Source organism: Nocardia sp. NPDC055050, assembly GCF_053608345.1.
This window is the reverse complement of the sequence record NZ_JBSGVG010000001.1, coordinates 427,576-452,642: the sequence shown is the minus strand read 5'-3', so window position 1 is coordinate 452,642 and position 25,067 is coordinate 427,576. Positions and strand designations below refer to the sequence as shown.

The 25,067-nt window shown below is 67.9% G+C and carries 25 protein-coding genes; 12 read left to right on the top strand and 13 right to left on the bottom strand.

Annotation, left to right across the window (positions count from 1 at the left end):
- The first annotated feature begins 104 nt into the window (after nt 1–104).
- Nucleotides 105–3,689: a P-loop NTPase fold protein gene (locus ACWGCN_RS02360; protein WP_452458776.1), complete on the top strand. Its 3,585-nt coding sequence runs from the start codon at nt 105–107 to the stop codon at nt 3,687–3,689.
- On the opposite strand, the gene ACWGCN_RS02355 is transcribed toward ACWGCN_RS02360, so the two are convergent.
- Nucleotides 3,686–4,324 (bottom strand): TetR/AcrR family transcriptional regulator, encoded by a 639-nt coding sequence (locus ACWGCN_RS02355; protein WP_387446003.1) that lies wholly within the window; start codon nt 4,322–4,324, stop codon nt 3,686–3,688. The two genes, ACWGCN_RS02360 and ACWGCN_RS02355, sit on opposite strands and share 4 nt — an antisense overlap.
- Nucleotides 4,321–5,199 carry an SDR family NAD(P)-dependent oxidoreductase gene (locus tag ACWGCN_RS02350; protein ID WP_378637828.1) on the bottom strand — a complete coding sequence of 293 codons (879 nt, stop codon included), beginning with the start codon at nt 5,197–5,199 and terminating at the stop codon, nt 4,321–4,323. Before ACWGCN_RS02350 ends, ACWGCN_RS02355 begins: the two co-directional genes overlap by 4 nt.
- 149 nt (nt 5,200–5,348) lie before the next feature.
- Here ACWGCN_RS02350 and ACWGCN_RS02345 point away from each other — a divergent pair, with 149 nt between their 5' ends.
- The gene (locus ACWGCN_RS02345; RefSeq protein WP_379222154.1) at nt 5,349–6,116 is read left to right on the top strand and encodes an SDR family NAD(P)-dependent oxidoreductase; all 768 of its coding nucleotides are present in this window, start codon (nt 5,349–5,351) and stop codon (nt 6,114–6,116) included.
- Nucleotides 6,117–6,172: 56 nt separating this feature from the next.
- Here ACWGCN_RS02345 and ACWGCN_RS02340 read toward each other — a convergent pair whose 3' ends face one another.
- The 4 genes from ACWGCN_RS02340 to ACWGCN_RS02325 form a co-directional block, all read right to left on the bottom strand.
- Nucleotides 6,173–6,979, bottom strand: coding sequence for a class I SAM-dependent methyltransferase (locus ACWGCN_RS02340; protein ID WP_387446004.1), 807 nt, complete (start codon nt 6,977–6,979; stop codon nt 6,173–6,175).
- Nucleotides 6,980–6,987: 8 nt separating this feature from the next.
- The gene (locus ACWGCN_RS02335; RefSeq protein WP_378989425.1) at nt 6,988–7,437 is read right to left on the bottom strand and encodes a GNAT family N-acetyltransferase; all 450 of its coding nucleotides are present in this window, start codon (nt 7,435–7,437) and stop codon (nt 6,988–6,990) included.
- Nucleotides 7,438–7,537: 100 nt separating this feature from the next.
- The gene (gene htpG, locus ACWGCN_RS02330) at nt 7,538–9,499 is read right to left on the bottom strand and encodes a molecular chaperone HtpG (RefSeq protein ID WP_378989424.1); all 1,962 of its coding nucleotides are present in this window, start codon (nt 9,497–9,499) and stop codon (nt 7,538–7,540) included.
- A 13-nt stretch (nt 9,500–9,512) separates the two neighbouring features.
- Nucleotides 9,513–11,225, bottom strand: coding sequence for a TM0106 family RecB-like putative nuclease (locus ACWGCN_RS02325; RefSeq protein ID WP_452458790.1), 1,713 nt, complete (start codon nt 11,223–11,225; stop codon nt 9,513–9,515).
- Between the two features lie 170 nt (nt 11,226–11,395).
- Between ACWGCN_RS02325 and ACWGCN_RS02320 the strand changes: the two genes are divergently transcribed.
- The 7 genes from ACWGCN_RS02320 to rraA all read left to right on the top strand — a co-directional run bounded on the left by ACWGCN_RS02320 (nt 11,396) and on the right by rraA (nt 15,837).
- The gene (locus ACWGCN_RS02320; protein ID WP_378653445.1) at nt 11,396–12,070 is read left to right on the top strand and encodes a DUF6474 family protein; all 675 of its coding nucleotides are present in this window, start codon (nt 11,396–11,398) and stop codon (nt 12,068–12,070) included.
- 7 nt (nt 12,071–12,077) lie between these two features.
- On the top strand, nt 12,078–12,611 hold the full coding sequence (locus tag ACWGCN_RS02315) for a hypothetical protein (protein ID WP_452458777.1): 534 nt from the start codon (nt 12,078–12,080) through the stop codon (nt 12,609–12,611).
- 41 nt (nt 12,612–12,652) lie between these two features.
- Nucleotides 12,653–13,306 (top strand): YcnI family copper-binding membrane protein, encoded by a 654-nt coding sequence (locus tag ACWGCN_RS02310; RefSeq protein ID WP_379311968.1) that lies wholly within the window; start codon nt 12,653–12,655, stop codon nt 13,304–13,306.
- Complete coding sequence (locus ACWGCN_RS02305) at nt 13,306–13,830, top strand: copper resistance CopC family protein (protein ID WP_378989420.1); 525 nt, start codon at nt 13,306–13,308, stop codon at nt 13,828–13,830. Before ACWGCN_RS02310 ends, ACWGCN_RS02305 begins: the two co-directional genes overlap by 1 nt.
- Before the next feature lie 6 nt (nt 13,831–13,836).
- Nucleotides 13,837–14,781, top strand: a complete 945-nt coding sequence (locus tag ACWGCN_RS02300) for a CopD family protein (protein ID WP_452458778.1) — start codon at nt 13,837–13,839, stop codon at nt 14,779–14,781.
- A gap of 65 nt (nt 14,782–14,846) precedes the next feature.
- Nucleotides 14,847–15,302, top strand: a complete 456-nt coding sequence (locus tag ACWGCN_RS02295) for an SRPBCC family protein (protein WP_378989418.1) — start codon at nt 14,847–14,849, stop codon at nt 15,300–15,302.
- Nucleotides 15,303–15,348: 46 nt separating this feature from the next.
- Entirely contained in the window at nt 15,349–15,837 is a 489-nt protein-coding gene (rraA, locus tag ACWGCN_RS02290) for a ribonuclease E activity regulator RraA (protein WP_378989416.1), read from the top strand.
- Between the two features lie 22 nt (nt 15,838–15,859).
- Here rraA and ACWGCN_RS02285 read toward each other — a convergent pair whose 3' ends face one another.
- On the bottom strand, nt 15,860–16,081 hold the full coding sequence (locus ACWGCN_RS02285; protein ID WP_452458779.1) for an RNA-binding S4 domain-containing protein: 222 nt from the start codon (nt 16,079–16,081) through the stop codon (nt 15,860–15,862).
- Nucleotides 16,082–16,202: 121 nt separating this feature from the next.
- Here ACWGCN_RS02285 and lysX point away from each other — a divergent pair, with 121 nt between their 5' ends.
- From lysX to ACWGCN_RS02270, 3 genes are all read left to right on the top strand, one after another.
- Nucleotides 16,203–19,511, top strand: coding sequence for a bifunctional lysylphosphatidylglycerol synthetase/lysine--tRNA ligase LysX (gene lysX / locus ACWGCN_RS02280; RefSeq protein WP_378989414.1), 3,309 nt, complete (start codon nt 16,203–16,205; stop codon nt 19,509–19,511).
- A gap of 162 nt (nt 19,512–19,673) precedes the next feature.
- Nucleotides 19,674–19,991 carry a hypothetical protein gene (locus ACWGCN_RS02275; protein ID WP_378989413.1) on the top strand — a complete coding sequence of 106 codons (318 nt, stop codon included), beginning with the start codon at nt 19,674–19,676 and terminating at the stop codon, nt 19,989–19,991.
- Between the two features lie 118 nt (nt 19,992–20,109).
- Nucleotides 20,110–20,730 (top strand): histidine phosphatase family protein, encoded by a 621-nt coding sequence (locus tag ACWGCN_RS02270; RefSeq protein ID WP_378989412.1) that lies wholly within the window; start codon nt 20,110–20,112, stop codon nt 20,728–20,730.
- A 54-nt stretch (nt 20,731–20,784) separates the two neighbouring features.
- On the opposite strand, the gene ACWGCN_RS02265 is transcribed toward ACWGCN_RS02270, so the two are convergent.
- The 6 genes from ACWGCN_RS02265 to ACWGCN_RS02240 all read right to left on the bottom strand — a co-directional run bounded on the left by ACWGCN_RS02265 (nt 20,785) and on the right by ACWGCN_RS02240 (nt 25,006).
- Nucleotides 20,785–21,684, bottom strand: coding sequence for a cutinase family protein (locus ACWGCN_RS02265; protein WP_378989549.1), 900 nt, complete (start codon nt 21,682–21,684; stop codon nt 20,785–20,787).
- 223 nt (nt 21,685–21,907) lie between these two features.
- The gene (locus ACWGCN_RS02260; protein ID WP_378653460.1) at nt 21,908–22,279 is read right to left on the bottom strand and encodes a hypothetical protein; all 372 of its coding nucleotides are present in this window, start codon (nt 22,277–22,279) and stop codon (nt 21,908–21,910) included.
- 10 nt (nt 22,280–22,289) lie between these two features.
- Nucleotides 22,290–22,766, bottom strand: coding sequence for a roadblock/LC7 domain-containing protein (locus tag ACWGCN_RS02255; RefSeq protein ID WP_452458780.1), 477 nt, complete (start codon nt 22,764–22,766; stop codon nt 22,290–22,292).
- On the bottom strand, nt 22,763–23,695 hold the full coding sequence (locus ACWGCN_RS02250) for a hypothetical protein (RefSeq protein ID WP_379315725.1): 933 nt from the start codon (nt 23,693–23,695) through the stop codon (nt 22,763–22,765). The genes ACWGCN_RS02255 and ACWGCN_RS02250 overlap by 4 nt, the downstream gene beginning before the upstream one ends.
- Complete coding sequence (locus tag ACWGCN_RS02245) at nt 23,692–24,039, bottom strand: hypothetical protein (protein WP_378989409.1); 348 nt, start codon at nt 24,037–24,039, stop codon at nt 23,692–23,694. Before ACWGCN_RS02245 ends, ACWGCN_RS02250 begins: the two co-directional genes overlap by 4 nt.
- 340 nt (nt 24,040–24,379) lie before the next feature.
- Nucleotides 24,380–25,006 (bottom strand): tetratricopeptide repeat protein, encoded by a 627-nt coding sequence (locus ACWGCN_RS02240; protein WP_378989408.1) that lies wholly within the window; start codon nt 25,004–25,006, stop codon nt 24,380–24,382.
- Nucleotides 25,007–25,067: the final 61 nt, after the last annotated feature.

Here is a 25,067-nt window from a genome sequence, read left to right as displayed (position 1 = left end):
CGCAGCGGCGCGGCACCGACACGGTGTCGCGCCGCTGCTGTCCACCCCCCTCGATACGCGCGGATCTGTTGCGGGGCCGCGGCATTCGGCGGTTGAATTATCCGATGACAGCGGCCGCAGGCGATGCGGGCTCAGCGACAACCGGTGAACCGGCGACAGCTTTCGACCACCTACGGCTGACGCCGTCGGCCACCTACTTCGGCAGCGACGACCCGGACAGCCTGGCCGCGTCACCCACCGAATGGGGCCTGTGGGCGACGATCGAAGGTCGGCAGGTGCTCGTTTGTGGCTGCGCCGACGGGACCTTGCGGTTTCAGTCCGGGGCTACCGATATCCCGGCGGGCAGACTGTCGTCCGGATCCACCGCGACCGCGATCAGCCGAAGCGAGTCACGGACAGCACCCGACGGGCGGTCGATATACCTGCGGACCGACGGCAGCGGGCCGGCACTGTGGGGCACGCAAACCGAGGTGGACGGCGCGTGGTTGCTCGCGGTCGGGATGGGCAACGGCGAGGTACGCGTCTGGTCGGCACCCGAGTGGCGCGACTTCGCGGCGCCGCCGGTACGGCGGACCTCCGCGGATGTCGCGGATTCGTTCTTCGACCCGCTCTGGGTGTTCAGTGACCAACCGGGTGGACCGGCGCGATGGGGCGCGTGGACCACGATCGCCGGGCGACCGACCCTGGCCTGCGGATACGGCAACGGCGCGGTGGTGGTGCGTCAGGTGCCGGTCAAGCGGCCCCCTTCCGGTGCGGACGATCCGACCGCGCCATACATCGAACGACTGCTGCGCGGTCATCTCGCCGAGGTGCGGTGGGGGGCGTGGAACGCGGGCACCGATCTGCTCGCCACCGGGGACGACGACGGCGTCGTCATCGTCTGGCGAATTCAGCCGAACGCCCCCGGCCCATGGGAAGCGGTAGGGCGGGTCGAGGTCGGCAGCGCTGCCACCTGCGGTGCCTGGGTCGCCGAGACCGAAGACGGCAGGCTGCTGGTGGTCGGCACCGGCCGAGGAGAGGTCGAGGTATACCTGTCCGTCGGGTACGACCAGCTCCAGCGCACCTCGCTTTTCGACAACCACCCGGCGCGGCAACCGGGTGCGGCAAGCTCGCAGGGCGGTCACCTGGGCCCTGCCCGCTGGTTGGCCACGTTCGATGACAGGTTCCCCGCCGACGGCTCGAGTTCGCCGGAGGAACCTCGCTATTGGCTCGCGTGCGGCTTCGACGACGGCTTGACCGTCATTACCCGCATCAGCCACTTCACCGTCGGCGCCCGCTCGGAGACGTCGCCGATGAACCCCGCGAGGTTCGCGGATTCCCACATGGCGGTCCCGGCTTCCTCGGCCGGGCCGAGTACCTGGGGATCGTGGGCGAGAATCAATGGTCTCCCCGTGCTGGCGACGGGCTACGCCGGCGGTGTCGTGCAGCTGCAACTCTTCGATCGACGACTCGTGGTCGATCTGACAGCGACCCGTCCCCAGGGCAATTGGGGTATCTGGCAGCTGATCGACGGCAAACCCACCCTCACCACCGGCGACGCCGCCACCGGCACCGTCACCGTCCGGCGACTCGAGGCCGAGCTCGAACACCCGCGCCTGCCGGCCTATCGCACCGACAACACCACCACCGTCGACCAACTCGACCGCACCACCGAGGCCACAGCGCTGGCCGAGCTGCTCACCTCCGCCTCGACCAGCCTGCCGTTGGCTGTCGGCCTCTTCGGTGAGTGGGGTGAGGGCAAGAGTCATTTCCTCGGACTCCTGCACGACCGGGTGCGCGACGCCATGAAGCAGCAGTGGGCGTGTCACCATGTGCGGCAGGTGCGGTTCAATGCCTGGCACTACGCCGAGACCGATCTGTGGTCGAGCCTGGTCACCGAGATGTTCGGGCAGTTGTCTCGCACCGAAGGCATCGATCCCGCGACAGCGCAGCGTCAGATGTCGCGGCTGGAGACCGCCCTCGTCGCCGCGCATCACATCGATGAGCGGATCGCCGCCGAGTCCGAGCGGATCGCCGAGCTGGAAGCCGAGCCGTCCGCCACGCCGCGATGGCGGATGGAACTGCTGGCGTTGCGTGCCGCCTTCTCGAACGCGCTGTGGGAGCGGGCGATACAGCAGCGCGACGCCCTCGACCAGCGGGCGGGCGCCGCCACCGACGAGAAGTGGTGGCAGAACGCCCGCGAAACCGCGGCATTGTGCGGTAAGGGCAACCGCGTCCGCTGGGCACTGACCTTGATCTTGGTGATCGCCGGCGTCGTCGGCCTGTTCTTCCTCTCCGACCTGGCCCGTGGCGCGAGCACCGCGGCGGTGGTGCTCGCCATCGCCTTCCTGCAACGGTTGCACCACATGAGCAAGCGCTACACCGACTCGGTCGCGGAGCTCATGCGCAACGTCGAGGTCGAACGCGCACGCATCGCGAGTAAGCGCGCGACCGCGCTGGCGGTCAGCCGAGCCAACCTCGATGCCTTGCGACGCGAGAAGCACAACCTCACCGCCGCAGGCCAATTGGCAGGTCTGGTCACCGACCGTGCGGCCGAGGGCGGCTATCGGAGCAGCCTCGGTGTGATGACGCGCATCCGTGAGGACTTCGACAAGATGTCGCGGCTGTTGCTCGCGAACGACACCGAATCACCACGGAACGCACAGGATTCGGTAGGCGACGAGTTTCCGTCGATCGACCGCATCGTCCTCTACATCGACGACCTCGATCGCTGTCCGCCGCAGCGGGTGGTGCAACTGCTCGAGGCCATCCACCTCCTGCTCGCGGTCGAACTGTTCGTCGTTGTCGTCGCCGTCGACCCGCGCTGGATGCTGCGCTCGATCGCCACGCACTACCGCGAAATGCTCATGGGTGGACCGGAATCCGACGGTTTGGTCGTCGACCCCGACGATGACGGTCACTGGTCGTCGACGCCCCCGCAGTACCTGGAGAAGATCTTCCAGGTGGTGTTCACCTTGCCGCCGCTCGCAACGGGCGGCTATCTCTCGATGATGAACACCCTCGTCGGCCGCCGGGCCGAGGCGCCGAGCACGGTCGTGCCGGTCGAACAGTCCACCGCGACAACGGCTCCCCCGCCACCGTCGCCGACCCGTCGCCAGGAATCTCTGCCCGCACCGCAACGCACCACCACCGTTCCCGACCTCGGCCGCCTCGAACTCACCGAGACCATCGCGCCGATGACGATGGGCGACAACGAGATCACGTTGCTCGGGCTCCTCGGTCCCCCGCTGATCAACACTCCGCGCTCGGTCAAACGGCTGGCCAACAGCTACGGCTTGTTCTCCGCGATCGAACGGCTCCGATCCGACGAGGGCTCCGACGAAGCTCGCCTGCCCGCGCTCGTCCTGCTCGGCGCCCTCGTCGCGTTCCCGCAGTTGGGCCCGGTGCTGCTCACGCATCTGCACACTGCGGCGCCGACCTCGACGTGGACGGAATTCGTCGAAGGGCTCTGCCCGCGATCGTCGACCGAGCACTGGGCCAATGCCGCCGACGCCAGGCTCACGGCAACCGAGGCGCAGGCGTGGCGGCTGCTGTCCGATTCGCTGCGCGATATCACCGCACGCGCCGGGCAGGCCGGGATCGTGTTGCCCGAGAGCATCACGGCGTGGCAGCGGTGGGTGCAGCAGGTCGGCAGGCTGTCGTTCCCGGCGGGCCGGGTGATTTCCGGGCTCAGCCGCCACCGAACCTAAGCGAACGCGTTGCCGTAGAGCGTTCCGGAACGGCGGGCCAATGCGATCAGCTGATCCTTGATGCCGCGCAGACTTTCCGGGTCGTCGGCGGCGATCCGGCCGGTGACCATGGCGCCGATCGCGGCGGCCAGGGTCGCGCAGGCGAACCGCTGGTCCTCGGATTCGGCGCCGAGCATGGTGGAGACCACCTCGACGAATCGATGTTGCAAGTCCATCCGCGCCTCGATGGCCGACGGGCCGACCGCGTAGACCTCCACCAGGAACAGCCGGGCCGAGGCCGGGTCGTCGATCATGTGGTCGAAGTAGGCGGTGAGGATGCGGTCCATTCTGGTGAGCGCGTCGGTGTCGGCGCAGTCGGCGATCACCGTCCGGAGCTTCTCGGCCAGCGCGCTCGACACCCGGTCGAAGGCCGCGTTGAAGCAGTCCTCCTTCGACCGGAACAGCTCGTAGAACGTTTCCCGGGAAACCCCGGCGCGTTTGAGCACGGCCGCCACCGGCGTGCCGACATAGCCGCCCACGGTCATCGCCTCCCCCATCGCGACGAGAATGCGCTCACGCTGAGAGGCGATCACTTCTTCGCGCGACAGATGGTGGCGTCCACGCGGAAGTTGTTGCCGCAGGGTCGAATCGCTCATGATTGCCGTTCCATTCTGCGGGGCCGGGCCGGCTGTTCGGTGGTGAAGGGGACGTCCTCGGTGCGGGCGATGTCGATGGCGCGGGCCAGGCGATCGCCCTGCACGCGCTGCACGACCAGTTGGGCCAGCAGCCGGAACGGGCGGACCAACGCTACCCACCAGGGCGAGACCACGGTCTTGCGTCGTCGGGCGATGGCACGTTCCAGGGCTTCGACAGCGGGACCGACGGGTGAGCTCCCGGTGAGGCTGGTCTCCCCCAGCACGGTGTGCGCGGCGGCCGTGCCGAATCCACGCGCCGTCATGTCGGTGTCGATCCCGGCGAAATAGCTGACCCCAACCTTGGCCCCGGTCGACCGGAGTTCCGCGCGCAGCGTGGCGCCGAGCGAGGCAACCGCCGCCGCCGAGGCGCTGTAGGCCCCGCCCAGCGGCAACTGCACGGCGGTGGAGATAGACGACATCATCAGCACATACCCGCCCGGATGCGAAAGATGCGCACCCGCCGCCGACACCGTGTAGGCGACCCCGAGCACGTTCACCGCGAGGGTTTCCTCCAGCACCGACGGATCCCCGCCGATCATCGCCATCTGCTTGGCGACTCCCGCGTTGGCCACCAGCACATCGAGGCCGCCGAGTTCGGCGACCAGTACCTCGACCACCCGCTCGACCTGCCCCCGATCGGCCACATCGCAATACCGCCACGGCACGTCGCCGCATTCCGCGGCCACTTCGGCCAGCAGTTCCGGCTCCAGCCCGAGCAAGGCGACGTGGGCCCCGCGCGCGGCCAGTCTGCGGGCGAGCGCGGCACCGATCCCACGAGCGGCCCCGGTGATCAGGACCCTGCGTCCGGCTACCGACGGACCGGCGAACGATCTCATGACGGCACGCTACCACCGGTAAACACCGGTGTTCACGACGATTTCCCCAGCGCTGTGGCTGCGTGTTCCAGACCACACCCGGTTCACGCTAGGGTGCCACTATTGGCAAGCGGCACAATAAGCCGCCATTCAATACAGGAGGATTTGTCGTGGAGATTTCGGGTTCCGCTGCCATCGTTACGGGAGGCGCGTCCGGTCTCGGTGCCGCCACCGCCAAGCGCCTCGCCGACGCGGGCGCCACTGTGTTCGGGCTGGATGTACCCGCGTCCATCGAGCGCGCGGGCGACAACGTGCCCGCGGGCGTCACCTTGATCGCGGCCGACGTGACCAGCGGTGACGAGGTCGCCGCGGCGATCGCCCAGATCACCGAGGGCCCGGCGCCGCTGCGCATCGTGGTGAACTGTGCCGGTGTCGGCTGGGCGGGTCGCATCCTGTCCAAGAACGGCCCGCACGACCTGGAGCTGTTCCGCACCGTCATCACCGTGAACCTGCTCGGCACGTTCAACGTGATGCGCCTGGCCGCCGACGCCATCGCCAAGACCGAGCCGGTCGACGAGTACGGCCAGCGCGGCGTGGTGATCAACACCGCCTCGGTCGCGGCCTTCGAGGGCCAGGTCGGTCAGATCGCCTACTCCGCGTCCAAGGGCGGCGTCCACGGCATGACCGTCCCCGCCGCGCGCGACCTCGCCCAGTTCGGCATCCGCGTCAACACCATCGCCCCCGGCATCATCGACACCCCGATGCTCGCCGGCGTCACCCCCGAGTACCGCGCGGGCCTCGAAGCAGGCGTCCCGTTCCCGTCGCGTCTCGGCCGTCCGGACGAGTACGCCCAGCTGGTGGAGTACATCGCCTCCCACGACTACCTCAACGGCGAGACCATCCGCATGGACGGCGCGCTGCGCATGGCCCCGCGCTAGTCACGCGGCACACCCACACGGCGCTCTGCCCACCCGGGCAGGGCGCCGTCGGCGTCTCAGGGTGCGGTACCGATGCCGAAGAGGGCGGTGGTGCGCAGCGGGGTGTTCGGGCGGTAGGTGACGGTGAGGTGGGCGATGGCCGCTTCGCTGCGGCGCTGCCATTCCTCCTCGCCCACTTCGTCTCTCACGACAGCCAGCGGCGCGCTGCTGCGGGTCAGGGATTCCCACAGGGTGGTGGCGTCCGGGTAGCAGAGCTCGGCGGTGTGCTGCTCGATCCGCACGTCGAGCAGGCCCGCCGCGCGCATCTCCGCGCCGAACACTCGGGGATTCTGGAGGCTGCGCGAATCCGGTTGCGGGAGTGTGGCTGTCGGGTCCGCCGCGGTCAATGCGCCGAACAACGCTCGCATGAGGGAGGATTCGGCCGCGGGCGCCCAGGCGGCGACCACCGCGGTGGCACCGGGGCGCAGGACGCGGCACAGCTCGGCGAAGCCCTCGGGCCGGTCGGGGAAGAACATCAGCCCGAACAGGGAGAAGCCCGCGTCGAATCGGTTGTCTTCGTAGGGCAGGGCCTGTCCGTCGCCGACCTGCGCGATGACCGTGGGGTGGTCGGCGGCCGCCGCGACCAGCTGGTCGATCATCGACGGCGAGAGATCGATGGCCTGCACTCGGGCACCGAGCTCGGCGGCGGCGATGCTCAGCAACCCGGTACCCGCCGCGATGTCGACGATCTCCGATTCCGAGCTGAGAGTGACGTATTCGAGTGCGTGCGCGGCGAAGGGCGCGAGCACGGTCGCACCGGTCTCGGCATATCCCTCGGCGACGAGGTCCCACGGACGAACATCGGAGGACAACTGTTCTGACATAACAACATTCATACCGGGCGGGAGAAGGTGATCAGGGCGCGGCCGGGACCGTTGTAGTCCGGGATGGGGCCGGCGACCGCGAAACCGAGGCTGCGGTGGAAGTCGATCGAGGTGTAATTGGCGGGCGAGGTTATCGCGGTGACGACGGTGCGGTTGTCGGAGCGGGCGATGGTGAAGAACGCTTCGTAGAGGGTTCTGCCCAGGCCGGCTTTGCGAGCATCCGGGCGGACGGCGACGAAATGGATGTAGGCCGTGTAGGGGTCGGAGGGTGAGCCGAAACCCACCAGGAAACCGGAGATTCCGTTGTCATCGGAGGCGATCAGGCTGGTGCGATGGAAGTGGTCGAGGAACATGCGGGGAAGGTTGTGGACGGCCGCTCTTCCCCACCAGTTGTCGACCACGCCGATGATGCTGTCGTAGTCGCCGGGTCTTGCGCGACGAATCTCGTGCCCCACCATCACTCCATGGTGACCCCGATGTGACCAGTCAGCACCAGAATTGCCGGTGAACAAAACTGCCCGCCACCGAAACGGCAGCGGGCAGTTCAGTATTTCCAGATCAGACGGTGCGGGTCAGGCGTTCGGTCAGCAGCTGGGCGAAGCGGGCGGGGTCCTTGAGTTCGCCGCCCTCGGCGAGAACCGCTGTGCCGTAGAGGAGCTCGGCGGTTTCGGCGAGCTCGGGGACCTTGCCTTCGTCCGCGTCGGACTTGCGGGCGTCGTAGGCATCGCGCAGGCCCGTCACCAGGGGGTGGGCCGGGTTGAGCTCGAGGATGCGCTTGGACTCCGGCAGGGCCTGGCCCGAGGCCCGGTACATGCGCTCGAGCATGGGGGTGAAGTCGTAGACGTCACCGACCAGGCAGGCGGGCGAGGTGGTGAGACGGTTGGTGAGGCGGACTTCCTTGGCGACGTCGGTGAGCGTGCCGCCGAGCCAGGTGAGCAAGTCGCCGAAGTCCTTGTCCTGCTGTTCGCGCAGGGCTTCGGTTTCCTTCTTCTCGTCCTCGGTTTCCAGGTCGACCTCGCCCTTGGCGATGGACTGGAAGGTCTTGCCCTGGAATTCCGGCACCGAACCGACCCACATCTCGTCGACCGGATCGGTGAGGATCAGCACCTCGCGACCCTTGGCCGTGAAGGCTTCCAGATGCGGCGAATTCTCCACCTGCGCACGGCTTTCGCCGGTCATGTAGTAGATCGAGTCCTGCCCGTCCTTCATCCGCTCCACGTACTGCGCGAGCGTGGTGAGCTCGGACTCCGAGGCCGTGGAGGCGAAAGACGAGACGGTGAGCAGGGTTTCGCGGTTGTCGGTATCGGAGAGCAAACCCTCCTTGAGGACTCGGCCGAACTGCGCCCAGAACGTCTGGTACTTGGTCTGGTCCTCGGCGCCCTGCATGTCCTTGACCGTGGACAGCACCTTCTTCACCAGGCGCTTGCGGATCATCTGGATCTGGCGGTCCTGCTGCAGGATCTCGCGCGAGACATTGAGCGAGAGGTCCTGGGCGTCCACGACGCCCTTGACGAAACGCAGGTACTCCGGCATCAGTTCTTCGCAGTTGTCCATGATGAACACGCGACGCACGTAGAGCTGCACACCGCGCTTGTGCTCACGGGTGAACAGGTCGAACGGCGCGATCGACGGAACGAACAGCAACGCTTGGTATTCGAAGGTGCCTTCGGCCTTCATCGGGATGATCTCGAGCGGCTCGTCCCAGGCATGGCTGACGTGGTGGTAGAACTCCTTGTACTCCTCGTCGCTCACCTCGCTGCGCGGTCGCGTCCACAACGCCTTCTGCGAGTTGAGGATCTGGTCCTCGACGACGGTCTTCTCGACCTTGTCCTCGCCTTCCCCTTCGGTCACCGTGCGCTCGACCTGCATGCGGATCGGCCAGGCGATGAAGTCGGAGTACTTGCGGACGATCTCGCGCAGCTTCCATTCCTGCGTGTAATCGAAGAGGTGATCGTCTTCGTCGGCGGGCTTGAGCTCGAGGGTCACCGAGGTGCCCTGCGGTGCGTCGGCGACGGTGTCGATGGAGTAGGTGGAGCTGCCCGCGGCGGCTTCCCAGCGGGTGCCTTCGGTCTCGCCCGCCTTGCGGGTGGTGAGGACGACCTTGTCGGCGACCATGAACGTGGAGTAGAAGCCGATGCCGAACTGGCCGATCAGCTCCTCGGCGGCGGCGTCGGACTTCGCCTCGGTGAGCTTGCGGCGCAGGTCGGCGGTGCCGGATTTGGCGAGGGTGCCGATCAGGTCGATCACTTCGGCGCGGGACATGCCGATGCCGTTGTCGCGGACGGTCAGGACTCGCTTGTCCTGGTCGACCTCCAGCTCGATGTGCAGGTCGGAGGTGTCTGCGCCCAGGTCTTTGTCCTGGTAAGCGGCAAGTTTGAGCTTGTCCAGCGCATCGGAAGCGTTCGAGATCAGCTCCCGCAGGAAAGTGTCTTTGTTGGAGTAGACCGAGTGGATCATCAGCTCGAGGAGCTGGTGGGTTTCGGCCTGGAACTCGAGGGTTTCGACGTGCTGCTCAGTCACGCCCCCGATGTTATTACCGTCCGAAATCGGCCAGTGAGGGAACCTCGGCTACGGCCCGCTTCGACATCCAATCGCGCAGCACCTGGGTGGCGCGGACATCGTCTTCGTTGTAGACGAACAGGCGGGTGCGCTGCGACATGTCGATGTCGTCGTCGTAACCGACGGCCCGGCGGTACCAGCCCATCGATGCCTCGCCGCCCGCTTCCGGATCACGCCAGCCGAACCCGGCGACCGGCGCGATCTTCTTGAGCCCCTTGCCGTTCGGGCAGATGAACTGCTCGGTGACGGCCTGGAACATGTCGACCCATTCCTTGGAGTCGACGAACGCGCGCACTTCCTCGTGGGTAGGCACGCCGGGGCGGCCGGCGAACCGGCGGGCCGATTCGTAGAGCCACTTGTCCTCGGCGGTTCGCGAATAGCAGTAGGCCGCGAAGGTTTTGCCCTGGGCGTGGGCTTCGGCGCGCCGCTCCATCAGCCAGGTCCAGAACTCGCCGAACGAGCGGCCCTCGTCCTCGGTGGGCAGCGGATCCCAGGTGACGAACGGGCGGTAGACGTCGTCGAGCAGGGTGCCCCACAGGTAGGCGCCGTCTTCCTGGTAACTCTCCAGGTCGACGTCGATCTCCACATCGGCGCGACGCACGCTGACCTGCTCGAACCGGCGCACGAGCGGGGCGCCGTCGATCCAGGCGCGTGCGGTGACGACGGTTTCGGCGAACGGCCCGTGCTGCCAGTCGTCGGGATCGTCGCCTTCCCACGCGGCCAGTTCGTCGACCGTTTCGATCCCGTGCAGGCGCAGCACGTCGGCCCGCGAACCCGGCGCGACCAGACTCACATCCCGCATCTGCGCCAGCGTGGCCTCACAACTCGGCTCGGCTGTGCCTGACTGCTGCGCTCCCGAGGGCCCTGCGTGGTCACGCTCCGCTACCGCCTCCGGGCCCGCCGGTCGCTGCGCGTCGGGCCCGCGCACCCACCACGGGCACTGCCTGCACTCGGGCACCTTCGACGGCTGGGTCGGCAGTTCGCCGCGCACCACCGCGATACGGTCGGCGTAGCGCTGGTCGTAATCGGCCAGCACGTTCGTCAGATCGTGCACCAGGATGCGGTCGCTGACCAGGCCGATCGCGCCGCCGATCAGGGCGGGGCTGGCCATTCCGTAGCGCTGCAACATGCGGTACAGGTGGGCCAGGCGCTGCTGGTCGCGCGGCTGCGGGCGCAGTTTCACGTGCTTGTCGCGGCGGGGCTGCCAGCGGAACAGGTCCGAGGTCAGTGGGTGGAAATCGGCCGGGTCGGGCCTGCGCGGGTCGGTGACCTTGTGGTTGACCACGATGATCGGGATATAGCCGCCACGATCGTCGTCGCGCAGCAGGATCTCGACACCGCCGCGTCGCCCGGTGTCGGCTTCCTGGGGCAGCAGCCCGCCCCAGATGCGCGGGGCGCCCGCCTCGATGGCGGCCATCGTCGCCGAGGCCTTGGCGGCGCCACGCAGGTCCGGGTCGATCACGACCCAGTCGGCGGGGGCGGCCGCGACCAGTTCGTCGCGGACCTTGGTGCGATGGGCGGTGGCGGCGTCGCGCCGCTGCTGCACGCCCGGATCCTCGCGCACCTCGGCGAGCACGCCCGGATTCTCGGCATCGAGGCGCAAGCGATGCCTGCATCCGATCAGTGAACGCGCGTCCAGGAAGGCGATGCGGAAATCCGCAGCGGAAGCGGGGACCGGGCTACGCACCGGCCCGCCGTCGAAGTCGTCCTCGGCTGCACGCACGCAAGCAGTATGGGCCTTACCCCCGACACAATGCCCAATCGCTACCCTCATCCCACTACGCTACGAAGAACGGCAGGCCGCTTGAAGGCGGTCCTGCCTCATGACTTGGCGAGCATGACGGAGGGCCTGATCCCATGGGGTTGTTCAGCAAGCGGAAGCGGCGGCCGAGCCGACGCGCTGAGGCGAAAGCACTCAAGCACAAAGCCGCGGTGGAGGCGAAGCTGAGCGCCAAGAACGAGCGCAAGGCGGCCAAGGCGGGCGAGCGCGTCACCCGGCGCGCGGCCAAGGCTCAGGCACGCACGGCCGACAAGGTGGCCAAGGCGCAGATCGCGACCCTGCAGGCCGAGGAGAAGGCCGCGCAGAAGGCGGCCGCGAAGGCCGATCGCGAACTGTTCAGCGCGAGCCAGATCCGCAAGTACATCGGCGTGGCCCGGGTACTGATCCCCGTACTCGCCCCGCTGGCCTACCGCGGCGCGACGATGGTGCGCGGGCAGCTCGACGCGCGCAAGGCCCAGCAGCTCGGTATCGGCATGGACCAGCTGAGCGAGTTCAGCGGGCACGGAGCGCGCCTGCAGGCCCGCATCACCAACACCGAAGAAGCCCTCGACAAGATCGCCGCCGACAAGGCGGGCGATGCCGACACCACGAAGTTCGTCGAAGCGGCCCGCTCGCGCATGGCCGATCTGAACGTGGCCGTGCGCACGGCCGAGCAGATGCCTGCCGCACGTCGCAAGGCCGTGCACGCGTCGATCTCGGCCGAGCTGTCCGTGCTGGAGAACGACGTGCTCGCCCGCCTCGGCGTCCGCTGATCCTGCCGTGACAACGCCGCAGCTCACCTCCCGCTTGCGCGGTGGTGGCTGCGGCGTACTCGTGGGCGGGCTGGCGGTGGCCGCCCACGGGATCGGCGGCGGCGGGGTACCGCGGTCGTCGGAAATCGCGCTGCTGCTGCTGGTTTCGCTGACCGCCGGGATGTTCGCCCATGGCACCGGGCCACGCGGGCACTCCGCCCGATTCGCGAATGCCGCGACGATGCGCACGGCCGCCGCGTTGATCGGTGGTCAGTGGGCCGGGCACTTCGCGCTGTCGGCGACACTCGACCATCACGGACTACTGCATCTGCCGAGCCTGCCGATGATCGCCGCGCACCTGGTGGCAGCGTGTGCCTGTGCCGCACTGATTCTCGTCGCCGAGCGGCTGTACCTCGTTGCGTCGAGCGTGATTCGGGCTGTACTCGGCAGTCCCTTCGCTGTTGCCCACCCGACCGTTCGCTGGTTCGGCCCGCTCGCCGTCGCGCGCGGGACGCGTCCGAGGGGTGCGCGATGTCCGCGCGCACCGCCGGTGTTCGCCTGATTCGCGACCACCTCTGAATTCTTCGGACGACAAGGCATTCCATGCACAACTTCATCACCCGCGGCACCGGCACCGCCGCTCTCGCGGCGGGCCTGGTCCTCGCTGCCTGCGGTTCGGCGGCCGCACACGTCACCGTCGACGCTCCGGGCGCCGCCCAGGGCAAGTACACCGTCGCCACCTTCAAGGTGCCGACCGAATCCGATACCGCGTCCACCACCGCGCTGCGCGTCACCGTGCCGAACCTGAAAAGTGTTCGGACCGAGCCGATGCCGGGCTGGACGTCGAAGGTCGAGCGCAACGACAAGGGCGAGACGGTAGCCGTAGCGTGGTCCGCCGATCCGGGTAATCCCGGTGTCGGACCCGGCCAGTTCCAGCGGTTCGTGCTCTCGCTCGGCCCGCTGCCGACCCAGGACACCGTGAACTTCCCGACCCAGCAGACCTACAGCGACGGCAAGGTCGTGGCCTGGAACCAGCTGAGCACCGGCGGCGCCGAGCCCGAGCACCCCGCGCCGGTTATCACGCTGACCGCGAAGGGCGGCGCCGAGGGCGGCGATCACCAAGTCGCCTCCGGCGAATCGACCCAGTCGGAGACCGACGACGTCGCCCGCTGGATGGGTGGCATCGGCCTGGCCCTCGGCCTGTTCGCCGCCGCGCTCGGCCTCGGCCTGGTCGTGCGCTCCCGGCGGTCGTCGTGATGCGCAAGATGCTCGTCGGCCTGCTCGCGGTGCTGTTCGCCTGCGCCTTCGCGGCGGCAGGCACGGCGAGTGCGCATTCCGGCGCGGTGAGCAGCGTTCCCGAGAACGGTTCGACCGTCGAGGCCGGACCGGCGCGGGCCAGCGTCACCTTCAATGAGGAACTGCAGCAGAACTTTCCGTCGCTGACCGTGGTCGGCCCGGATGGCAGGCTGTGGTCGAAGGGCAAGGCGCTGGTCGAAGGACGCAGTGTGAGTGTGGAACTGGGTGAGCTGGGGCCGGTCGGCGAGTACACGATCGCGTTCCGGGTCACCTCGGCCGACGGTCATCCCGTGAGCGGCACGCGGACTTTCACGCTGAGCAAGGCGGGCACCGGCACGCCGGGCGCGCGTCCGGGTGCGGACACGGCCGACGACGGCGGCGACGGCGGGGTGCCCGTGTGGGTGTTCATCGCCGGCGGCGTGGTGCTGTTCGGCGCCGGCCTCGCGGTGGCGTTGCTCGGCGGCCGGTCCGGCCGCAAGAAGTAGTCGACGATGACGACCGGTCGCCGGGTGCCCGGTGCCGCGCTGCGCCAGTGGCGTGTCCTGGTGCCGGTCGTGGTCGCCGCGCTGCTCGGGGTGGTGCTGGCCTGGATACTGCGCAGCTCCGGCGGGTTCGCGTGGGTGGCGTTCGCGCGCGTGCTCGCCGATGGCGTGGGCGCGGTGGTGCTCGGCCTGGCCGCGCTGCCCCGGCTCAACGACCGGCTGACGGTCACCTGGCGACCGCTGGCCGCGCTGGCCGGTATCTGGTTCGCCGCCGAGTTCACCGTGCTGGTGTGTGAGGCCGCCGAGATCGTCGGCGTGCCCGTGACCCAGCTCGATGCGGGCGATTTCATCACCTTCCTCGGCAGACTCAGCGGCGGCCAGATCGGGATCGCGATCCTGTTCTGCACCGGCGCGATCGCCTGCTACTCGGCGCTGGCCTTCCGCAGACCCGACACCGCGTCAGCGGATCTGGTGCTCGTGTTCGCGGCGGTCGCGCTGTCGCTGCGGCCGATCACCGGGCACATGTCCCAGCAGATGTTCGGCTCGGTACTCGCCGCGGTCCACGCACTCGCCGCCGCCTTGTGGCTCGGCCTGCTGCTCGCGATGGTCCTGGTGCTGCGCACCCGGGGCGAATGGGCCGCGACGCTGCCGCACTACTCGAGGCTCGCCGCGCCCCTGGTCGTTGTCGTCGCGCTCACCGGCCTGATCAACGGCCTGGTCCGCCTCGGCGGCGTCACCTCGCTGCTGACCAGCGGCTACGGACGGATTCTGCTCGCCAAGCTCATCATCCTGGGTGTGCTCGTCGCGCTGGGCTGGTGGTGGCGTCGATCCTGGGTCCCCAAGGCCGGCGACCACCGCGTGACCGCCGAGGTCTCCCTGCGCAACGCGGCGGCCGAGGTACTGGTGATGTCGGTGGCATTCGGCCTGGCAGCGACGCTGGCCGTGACCGGGTAGTCACCTCGATCACGTTCGGTGTCGAGTGCCGTTCGGCCTCGATTCCACCGATTAGAGTGGCCGCTATGACCGAAGTGAGGATCGCCGAAGATTGCGCCGCGCCCGCCGAAGCGGCGTTCGCGTTCATGAACGACTACCGCAATCTGCCGAAGTTCTGGTACGGCATCGAATCCTTCACACCCCTCACCGCGCAGACCGACGGCCTCGGCGCGACGTTCGACGGGAAGATGAAGCTCGGCCCCGCGTCGCTGACCTCGCGCGTCGAGGTCGTCGGCTGGGAAGAGGGCCGGTTGATCGCCACCAAGTCGATCAAGGGCATCGAGATCGTCGCCACCTTCAGGTTCATTCCCAAGGGTGAGATCGCGTGCACCGTGGACGCGGACATCGATTTCTCCGTCGGCGGCGGCATCACGGGCAAGATGCTCGGCAAGACGATCGAGCCGTTCGTGAAGATCGCGGTTCAGCACACCACCGACGCGCTCATTCGCGAGATCGAGAAATCACACAGCGAGCAGGTCTGAGAGCCTACGAATGGCGCGGCCGGGCGGGCCTGACACAATCTGATCCATGACCGAATCAGCGAATGTTGTGGCCACCGCCGATCTGGCCGACGAGATCGGCCCCGAGATCCGTAGCTGCGATACGCAGTTCATCCAGTTCGGCGGCCGCGCCGAATTCTCGGGCCGGATCACCACGATCCGCTGCTTCCAGGACAACCTGCTGGTCAAGCAGACACTGAGCGGGCCGGGCGAGGGCAAGGTGCTCGTTGTCGACGGCGGCGCGAGCGTGCACACCGCGCTGGTGGGCGACATCATCGCCGGCCGTGGCGTGGACAACGGCTGGGCCGGCGTGGTCGTCAACGGCGCCGTGCGCGACTCCGCGATCCTGCGCACCCTCGACATCGGGGTGAAGGCGCTGGGCACCAACCCGCGCAAGAGCACCCAGACCGGCAGCGGCGAGCAGGATGTGCCCGTCGAGTTCGGCGGCATCACCTTCGTGCCGGGCGAGATGCTCTACAGCGACTCCGACGGCGTGGTCGTTCGCGCCGAAGACTGACGGCGACGCGGGTGTTCGAGGGTCAGCCCTCGGACACCCGTACTTTGTTGCCGGCCAGGACGACGATGTCGCCGATCTCGAGTTGCCTGCCGCGGCGTAGCTCCACTTCATCGTTCACGCGCACCAAGCCCTGCGCGATCACCGTCTTGGCCTCGGAACCCGAATCGATCAGGTTGGCCAGTTTCAGGAATTGCCCGAGCCGGATGACAGAGTCATCGATCGGCACATCAACTGGTTCCGACATGCGCTAATACTTACCCCGTCGCGCGAAACCGGTCACCACCGGCCCCGGCGTTGCGGGTGGTGACGAACACGCCGCAGCCACCGCCACCCGGTTCCGGCTCGATTGGACGCACACTGGATCGGTGACTTCCACGCAGGCCGAGCAGCACCCCATCGTCGAGGACCGCACGCCGGTGCCCCATCGCGCGCACGGCAAGTTGTCCGAGGTACCGCACATCGCCGGATTGGTCCTCGGTGTGTTCGCGGTGCTGCTGTTCTTGTGGAGTGTTTCGCCCAGCCTGCGGATCCTCACGCAGGTGCCGCGGCACTATGTGGACACCTACTATTTCGATGCCCCCGACACGAGCCTCGTATGGGCGTTGATCGTCGGCTTGCTCGCGGGGGCGACCGCGGCCCGCAAGCGGATCGCCTGGTGGCTGCTGGTCGTGTACCTGCTGCTGTACGCGGTGGCGAACATCCTGGACTTCTTCGCCGACGACGATGTGGACGCGCTGGTCGCCTTCGTCGTGCACGTGGTGGTCATCGCGATACTGGTGGCCGCGCGCAAGGAGTTCTACACCCGGGTTCGGCCCGGCGCGCTGTGGAAGGCGCTGGGTGTCCTGGTGTCCGGGCTCGCGCTCGGCTGCCTGCTCGGCTGGGGCCTGGTCGAACTGTTCCCCGGTTCGCTGCCCGCGGGTGTGCAGCGTCCGCTGTGGGCGGTGTATCGCGTCACCGCCGCCGTACTGGTGAACAACGAGCATTTCGACGGGCATCCGCGAGCCTGGGTGAACTTCCTGCTCGGCCTGTTCGGCGCGATCGCGCTGCTGGCCGCGGTGGTCGTGCTGTTGCGCTCGCAGCGCGCCGACAACGCGATGACCGCGCTGGACGAGTCGGCGATCCGCGGCCTGCTCGCGAGCAGCGATGTCGAGGACTCACTCGGCTACTTCGCGACCCGTCGCGACAAGGCGGTGGTGTTCGCGCCGAACGGCAAGGCGGCGATCACCTATCGCGTCGAGTTGGGTGTGTGCCTGGCCAGTGGCGATCCGATCGGCCCGAAACAGGCGTGGCCACAGGCGATTCAGGCGTGGCTCGAGCAGGCCGACCGGTTCGGCTGGCAGCCTGCGGTGATGGGCGCCGGCGAACTCGGCGCCACCGCGTACCGCAAGGCGGGCCTGTCGGCGCTGCGGCTGGGTGACGAGGCGATCCTCGACACCCGCACGTTCTCGCTGGCGGGCCCGGAGATGAAGCAGGTGCGTCAGGCCGCGAACCGGTTGCGCAAGAACGGCCTCGAGGTGCGGATCCGCAGGCACCGCGACATTCCCGCCACCGAGTTCGCCGAAATCGTCGCGCGGGCCGACGCCTGGCGCGATACCGAGACCGAACGCGGCTTCTCGATGGCGCTGGGCCGCCTCGGCGACCCACTCGACGGCGACTGCCTGCTGGTCGAAGCGGTGGACCACGACGACCGCGTGCACGGCATGCTCTCGCTGGTCCCGTGGGGGCGCACCGGCGTCTCGCTGGAACTGATGCGGCGCGACCCGCAGAGCCCGAACGGCGTGATGGAGCTGATGATCTCGCAGCTCGCCCTGAACTCCGACCAGTACGGCATCACCAAGGTGTCGCTGAACTTCGCGGTGTTCCGATCGGTGTTCGAAGAAGGCGGCCGGATCGGCGCAGGTCCGATCCTGCGGGCCTGGCGCGGGGTGCTGCTGTTCTTCTCGCGCTGGTGGCAGCTCGAGGCCCTGTACCGGTCGAACGTGAAATACCACCCGCGCTGGGTGCCGCGGTTCTTCCTGTTCGAGGAACGCAGGCAGTTGCCGCGGGTGGCCACGGCGAGCGGGCTGGCCGAAGGATTCCTGCCGCGCATCGGCAAGGCGCCCGACGCGGGCGTGCACACCGGCACGACGGCGGCGGTCCCCGCGACGGTCACCGGCCTGCACGCCGACGGCAGCGCACCGGACGCACCGGAGGGCGCCGACGCCGAACAGGGTCCACGCAGGCCCGAACAGGTGCGGGTGCGCCTGGACAAACTCGACCGGCTCACGGCTTCGGGCATCGATGCCTATCCGGTCGCCTACCCGCCGACCCACGACATCGCCGAGGCCAGACGCTGCCCCAAGGGCACCACCGTGCGTATCGCGGGCAGGCTCTTGCGGATTCGCGACTACGGCGGCGTGATCTTCGCGCTGGTCCGCGATTGGACCGGCGAGATCCAGCTGGTGATCGATCGCGAACGGGTGGGCGCCGATCGCAGCAACGAGTTCACCGAATTCTTCGACCTGGGCGATCTCATCGAGGTGAGCGGGCAGATCGGCGCCAGCCGCAACGGTGAGCTGTCACTGCTCGCGCAGGACTGGCGGATGAACGGCAAATGCCTGCATCCGCTGCCCGACAAGTGGCGTGGGCTGGCCGATCAGGAAGCCAAGGTCCGGCAACGCTATGTGGACATGGCGATCAACCCCGAGACCCGCGAGGTGATGGCCAAGCGCAGCGCGGTCCTGCACTCACTGCGCGATTCGCTCTATGTCTGGGGCTTTCTCGAGGTGGAGACGCCGATTCTGCAACAGGTGCACGGCGGCGCCAACGCCACTCCGTTCCGCACCCACATCAATGCCTACGACCTCGACCTGTACCTGCGCATCGCCCCCGAGCTCTACCTCAAACGACTGTGCGTCGGTGGCATGGAGAAGGTGTTCGAGATCGGCCGTACCTTCCGCAACGAAGGCGTCGACTTCAGCCACAATCCCGAGTTCACGATCCTGGAAGCCTATGAGGCGCACAGCGATTACCAGCAGATGATGCACCTGTGCCGCAGGCTGATCCAGCACGCGGCGATGGCCGCCAACGGTGCCGAGGTGGCATTGCGGCCCAACGACGACGGCGGCTTCGACACCGTCGACATCTCCGGCGAGTGGCGGGTGAAGACCGTGCACGGCGCGGTCTCCGAGGCGATCGGCGCCGAGGTGACCGCGCGGACCGAGCTGGCCCGGCTGCGCGAGCTGTGCGACGAGGCGGGCGTGGCCTACCAACACGGTTGGGACGCGGGCCAAGTGGTGCTGGAGATGTACGAGCACCTGGTGGAGTCGCAGACCACCTACCCCACCTTCTACCTGGACTTCCCCACCTCGGTCTCCCCGCTCACCCGCTCGCACCGCAGCATCGAGGGGGTGGCCGAGCGCTGGGACCTGGTGGCCTGGGGCGTCGAGTTGGGCACGGCCTACAGCGAACTCACCGACCCGGTGGACCAGCGGCGCAGGCTCACCGAGCAGTCGATGCTGGCCGCCGGTGGCGATCCGGAGGCGATGGAACTCGACGAGGACTTCCTGACCGCGCTCGAACACGCGATGCCGCCCACCGGCGGACTCGGGATGGGCGTCGACCGGGTGGTCATGTTGATCACCGGGCGCAGCATCCGTGAGACGCTGCCGTTCCCGTTGGTGAAACCGCGGTGAAATCGGGTACAGGTGTATACGGATCGCGACGCGTTCGCGATCAACACATGCTCTGTGTGGCGCTTGCGAGGCTTTCGAACCGAAAGCCACAGTGAGACCGTTACTCTCGGAGTTCCGGCACCGGGAGGATGCCGGACCACCAACACATCGGGATGGGATTTCATGTATCTGGACTTGCTGACCACAGCCACACTCGTCGATCCGCACATGTTCACCAGCAGTTTCGACACCCTGGCGAGCTCGGACGCAGTCAACACCGCGCTGGAACTCGCGGCCAAGAAGAAAAAGAAGAACAGCTCCGGCCTGATCATCGGCGGCATCTGCTGCCTGATCATCGTGGTGCTCATCGTCGGCGGCATCTTCCTGCTCAAGAACAAGAAGAAGGGCGACCAGCCGCCGTACAACGGTGGTCAGCCGCCGTACAACGGCCCGCAGGGTGGTCAGCCGCCTTACGGCCAGCCGCCCTACGGCCAGTCCTGACCTAGCCGGAGGACTCGCGGCGATACCCTCGGTCGATGACGAGGCATCCCCGCGAGTCCGTTTCGGCTGTGGGTGGCCCCGAGCCCTGGTATCCGGCGGATAGGGCAGAGTGTTGACCGTGCAGCTGATACTCGTGCGTCATGCCCAACCCGAACGCGTAGTCGGCGACACCACCGCCGCCGACCCCGGCCTCACCGACATCGGCAAGCTCCAAGCCGACCGCGTCCCCGCCGCGCTCGCACCCCACGAGATCGCTCGCATCGTCAGCAGCCCCCAGCGCCGCGCCCGCGACACCGCGCTCCCCACCGCGACCGCCCGCGACCTGCCGGTCGACGTCATCGACGACCTCGCCGAGTACGACCGCGACCTGCCCGCCTACATTCCGATCGAAGACGCGAAAACCGAATTCGCCGACGCCTACGCCCGCATCAAGGCGGGCCATCTCCCCGACCAGATCGACGGCCCCGCCTTCACCACGCGAGTCCTCACCGCCGTCGAAACCCTGGTCGCCACCACAGCTCCCGGCGACACCGTCGTAGCCTTCGCCCACGGTGGCGTCATCAACGTCCTCCTGGCCGACATCCTGGCCCTCCCCCGCCCCCTCACCTTCCCGATCGACTACTGCTCGATCACCCGAATCCTCTACTCCCGCACCGGCACCCGCACCGCCGCCACCATCAACGAGAACGCCCACGTCTGGAACCTGCTCCCCAGGTACCTGTCCCGAACCACGCCCTAGATCCACGAAAGAGCCCGGCACCGCCGAAGCGATACCGGGCTCTGCGCGAACGGCTCAGGCCGCCTGAGCGATCCAGTTGTGCATCCAGCTGATGGCGGTCTGCCCGCCACCCACCGAGTAACTGCCGTACAGCGTGTGCGCCTGCGAACGGTAGAACTGCTCCAGGTCCTTGGCCCGCTTCTGGTTGGCCGCGTCCGTCAGCTGCGCCCCCAGCGTCGGGATGCCGCCGAACGACATCAGGTCGCTCACGATCGCTCCGGCCTCGAGCTGGTAGCGCCACAGGTTGGCCGGGTTCGCGTCCGAGCTCTGTGCGAGGAAGCCGGCGAACCGCGTCACGAAGTCGTCGGTAGCGGTCGCGCAGTACAGATCGTCGACCGCGCAGATCGTGCGGGTGCGGTCGCTCAGCCAACCGAAGCCACCCGGCCGAGCGCCACCGGCACCGGCGCCCGCGGCGTGCGGGCCGACCTGGATATCGGTCGGCGAACGACGAGGATCGGAGATGAGGCCGACAGCGGCGACCCGGTCCTGCGGGATCGGGCTGATACCCGTACCGATCTCGGCGGCCAGATCGCCTGCGGCGTCGGCACCCTGGCTGTAGCCGACGATCGCGGCCTTGGTGTTGCCGCAGGAGGCCAGCTTCTCGCTGATCAACCCGCGGGCGGCGTCGACCGCCTGCTTCTTGGAGTTGCCGTAGACATCGCCCTCCCAGGGGAACGCGGTCGCGGCATAGGTGACGTAGTCGACGTCGGTGTTTCTCGGTAGGCCGTTGGTGACGCCGGCGAGCATGCCGGGGCCGGGGGCCTTCTCGTGGCCGGTTTCCCAGGTGCCGGGAATGGCGACGACATAAAGACTCGGGCAGGCGGGCGCCGCGCTCGCGCTCGTGCTGCCGACAACAATTCCGGACATCATCGCCGCGGACGCTCCCAGAGCCGCGACAACCTTCTTCAACTGCATACCGCTCCAGTTCACCCTTGCTCGTCGATGTGAGAGCAACCCCGATTACTGACGTTGTGGCCCCAGACCTCGCCGCGAATCACAATAGGCGTACGAGCCATCCCATGCCACACAACCTCTCGATCTTGTGATGGGTCGCACCGACTGATCGCGCAGGGTTCACCCCGCCGATGACGGAATGTCGGCGGCACGTCACCGCCGACACGCCCCCCGTTCGCGAAACTCACACCTCCAGGTCTTCTTCGATGCCCTTGAGCTTGTGCCGCGCCAGCGCCAGATTGGCCCGGCCGCGATCGAGGGCGAGGTAGAGGAACAGCCCTTTGGACTTGCGCCCCGTCATCGGGCGGATCAGGTGGTATTGCGTGCCCAGGGTGATGAGGATGTCCTCGATCTCCTCGTTGAGCCCGAGCTGCTCGATGGTGCGCATCTTCGCCCGCACCACCTCGGTGTTGCCCGCCGCGGCGACCTGCAGGTCGAGCGACTTGGTGCTGCTGAGCATTCCGAGGGCCATGCCACTGCTGTAGTCGACGATCGCGGCGCCGATCGCGCCCTCGATCACCATCATGTCCTTCAGAGCCAGATCCATATTCGACATCGTGTGCCTTTCAATCGTTGTGCGCCGCCGCCAGATGGCCGGCGATCGCGCGAGCTACCGGTCGCGACTCCAGATGGAGTCGACCGACATTCACTTCGGGTCCGGCGAGCACGGTCAGCGAGGTGCGCCCGGCGGCGTAGATCACCACCTGCCCCTCGGTGCCGTGCACGACGACCTCGCTGAACCCGCCGCCGTGCGCGGTGTTCGCCAGCCGGTACGACAGCGACAACTGCGCGGCCGACAGCGCGGCCAGGCCCGTGGGTTCGAGATGGGCGGGGAGGTCGTGTTCGATGAGCAGCCCGTCGCTGGAGGCCACCAGCGACCCGGTGAGCTGAGGTAGCCGTTCGCGCAACGACTGCAGTTCGGCCTGCACAGCCGGGTAGTTCTGGGGCGCTGTGTGTTCGGGCGCCCTGGGTTCGGGTGTGGTCATCGCCACCTTGGTCAACCTTCCCCTCCAATCACCGAGCAGCTTCTTCCGCACGGTCACGCAAGCTCCTCCAACGCCGCCCTGAGCCGGATGAGTGTTTCGCGGTCGACCTGCTGCCAGCGTTCGGGTTCCGCTGCGCCGGCCGGTTTTCCGCGGTGTCGGGCGGTCGCGGTCGCTTCCTCGTCGATCGCGTGCCTGCCCTGTCGTGCACCCGTCTCCTGCTGGGGGCGGGTCGGTCCCGCGCTGCCCGGAATGCGTCGGGGCAGCGTGGGCACGGATGTTGTCGACCGAGTCGAGCTCCGGTGGTCGGCCGGGTCCGGTGCGAGGGCGAGGTGGCGCCCGCGCGGTGGTTGTTCGGTCGCGACGGGTTCCGGCGCTTCGATCAGGCCCGCTGTGGTCAGGTCGCGGACCGCGACGAGGCAGCCATAGGTGGTGCGGCCCAGATCGCGGGCGATGTCGGCGATGCTGCGGCGGGTGTCGGCGGCGGCGAGAACCTCTGCCTGACTTCCGGTGAGTACCACCTGGTTCCGCTTGATCCGGCGGGCCGGGACCACCGGAACCAGGGTGACGAGGTCGGCGGTCCACGGGCCGTACTCGTTGTCGGTGCGGCGTTCGCATTCGTGAACAAGCGCGCGGGGCGCGATGTGGCAGACCGGCGCCAGCCAGTGTTCGGTTGTCGGACGGAATTCCGGCTCACCCGCGGAGGCCAGCAAAAAATAGGCGGCGTCGAACACCGACAGCAGCGCCAGGGTTTCCAGTTGTGGCTGGTCCAGCAGCGGACCCGGGTCGCCCGCACCGGCGCGACGCCAATCCTCCGCCGTTGCTACGCCCGCTTCGACGACCAATCTGTCGAGTCCGATGGTCCGCCCGCAGCCGACCGAGGCGATAGTGCCGCGCACCAAGTGGAATTCGCCGTCGCCTGCGCGCAATACTCCGGTCGAGCCTTCTTCGCCGAGCCGATGCAATTCATCGGCGAGCGCGACACTCATCGATCCCCGCCCGTCAATTCTTGCAGTGCCGACCTGAGCTGATAGCGGGCCATCCCGAGATTGCCGGTGTCGCCGTCGAAGACGACATGCATGAACAACCTGCCGTCGAAATCGCCGTCGACCAGGTGGAGGAGGTGAAATCCCCTGGTCCGGCACACCACGATCTCGGTGAGGTCGTCGTCGGAGCTCCCCAGGGCCGGACACGCGAGCGCGGCCCGCATCACATCGGTGGTCCCCGCCGCGTCCTCGTGCTCGTCGACGCCTCGGCGCTCGCCGGCACCGGCCACGGCCAACCCGCTCGCCCCGTCCACCAGCGTCACACTGCGCGCCCCGGGAATATCCATGATGCGTTTCAGACACCCATCAAGAGAATTCACCGAGCCCCCGAACCGTCATCGACTATTGATCGAGACGAGACGTTATACCCCTCCGCTATTCCTCGCATCTTGAACGCCGGAAAATTGCTGCCGCACAATATGTTTGCTGATGGTTGCTGGAAAACCGCTCGGTATCAATACTTTTGAGTAACTTCGGCGCCCATTCGCTGCGAGCAGCTATAACCGGTGATCACTCGCCTGTTCCACCCGCCAGCGATCATCGCGTAAACATCGATAATTGTGTCTTCGCAGACCTCGCCGAACCCGACGCACAGCGGTACCCCACCGATGTGCTCGGAGTGTGCGATCAGCCGGCGGCGCGGCGGTACCAGGTTTCCGCTTCGCGGTGGGCGCCTTGGGATTCCAGCAGGGCGGCGAGGTTGGCCATGGCCCGCGGGTGGCCGAGATCGGCCGCGCGACGGAAGCAGCGGCGGGCCTCGGTGATGGCGCCGCGGTGGCGCAGCAGGATGCCGAGATTGTTCACGGCGTCGATGTCGCCGTGGTCGGCGGCCTCGCCGAACCAGGCTTCGGCGTCGTCGAGGCGGTCCTGATCCTGGAGGAGTCGCGCGAGATTGAACATGGCGTCGACATGGCCCGCCATCGCGGCGTGGTGGTACCAGGTTTCGGCGTCCCGGCGGTCACCGCACTGGTAGAGCATGGTGGCCAGATTGAACATGGCGTTGGCATTGCCCGCGACAGCCGCACGGCGGTACCAGGACTCGGCCTCGTCGAGTTCACCGAACTGGTCGAGCAACACGGCCAGGTTGTTCATCGAGCGCGTGTGCCCCGCGGCGGCGGCGCGCCGGAACCAGTACTCGGCGGCTTCGAAATCGCTGTGGTCGTGGTAGAAGTGGGCGAGATTGTGCATGGCGGTACCGTCACCACGCTCTGCGGCGCGGCGAAGGTTCGCCAACGCTTCCGGCGGCAACGGCACAGCTCCCCCTCGGATCTCCCGTACACCTCGACACGGAAAGTCTATGTGCTGCAGGGAAGAT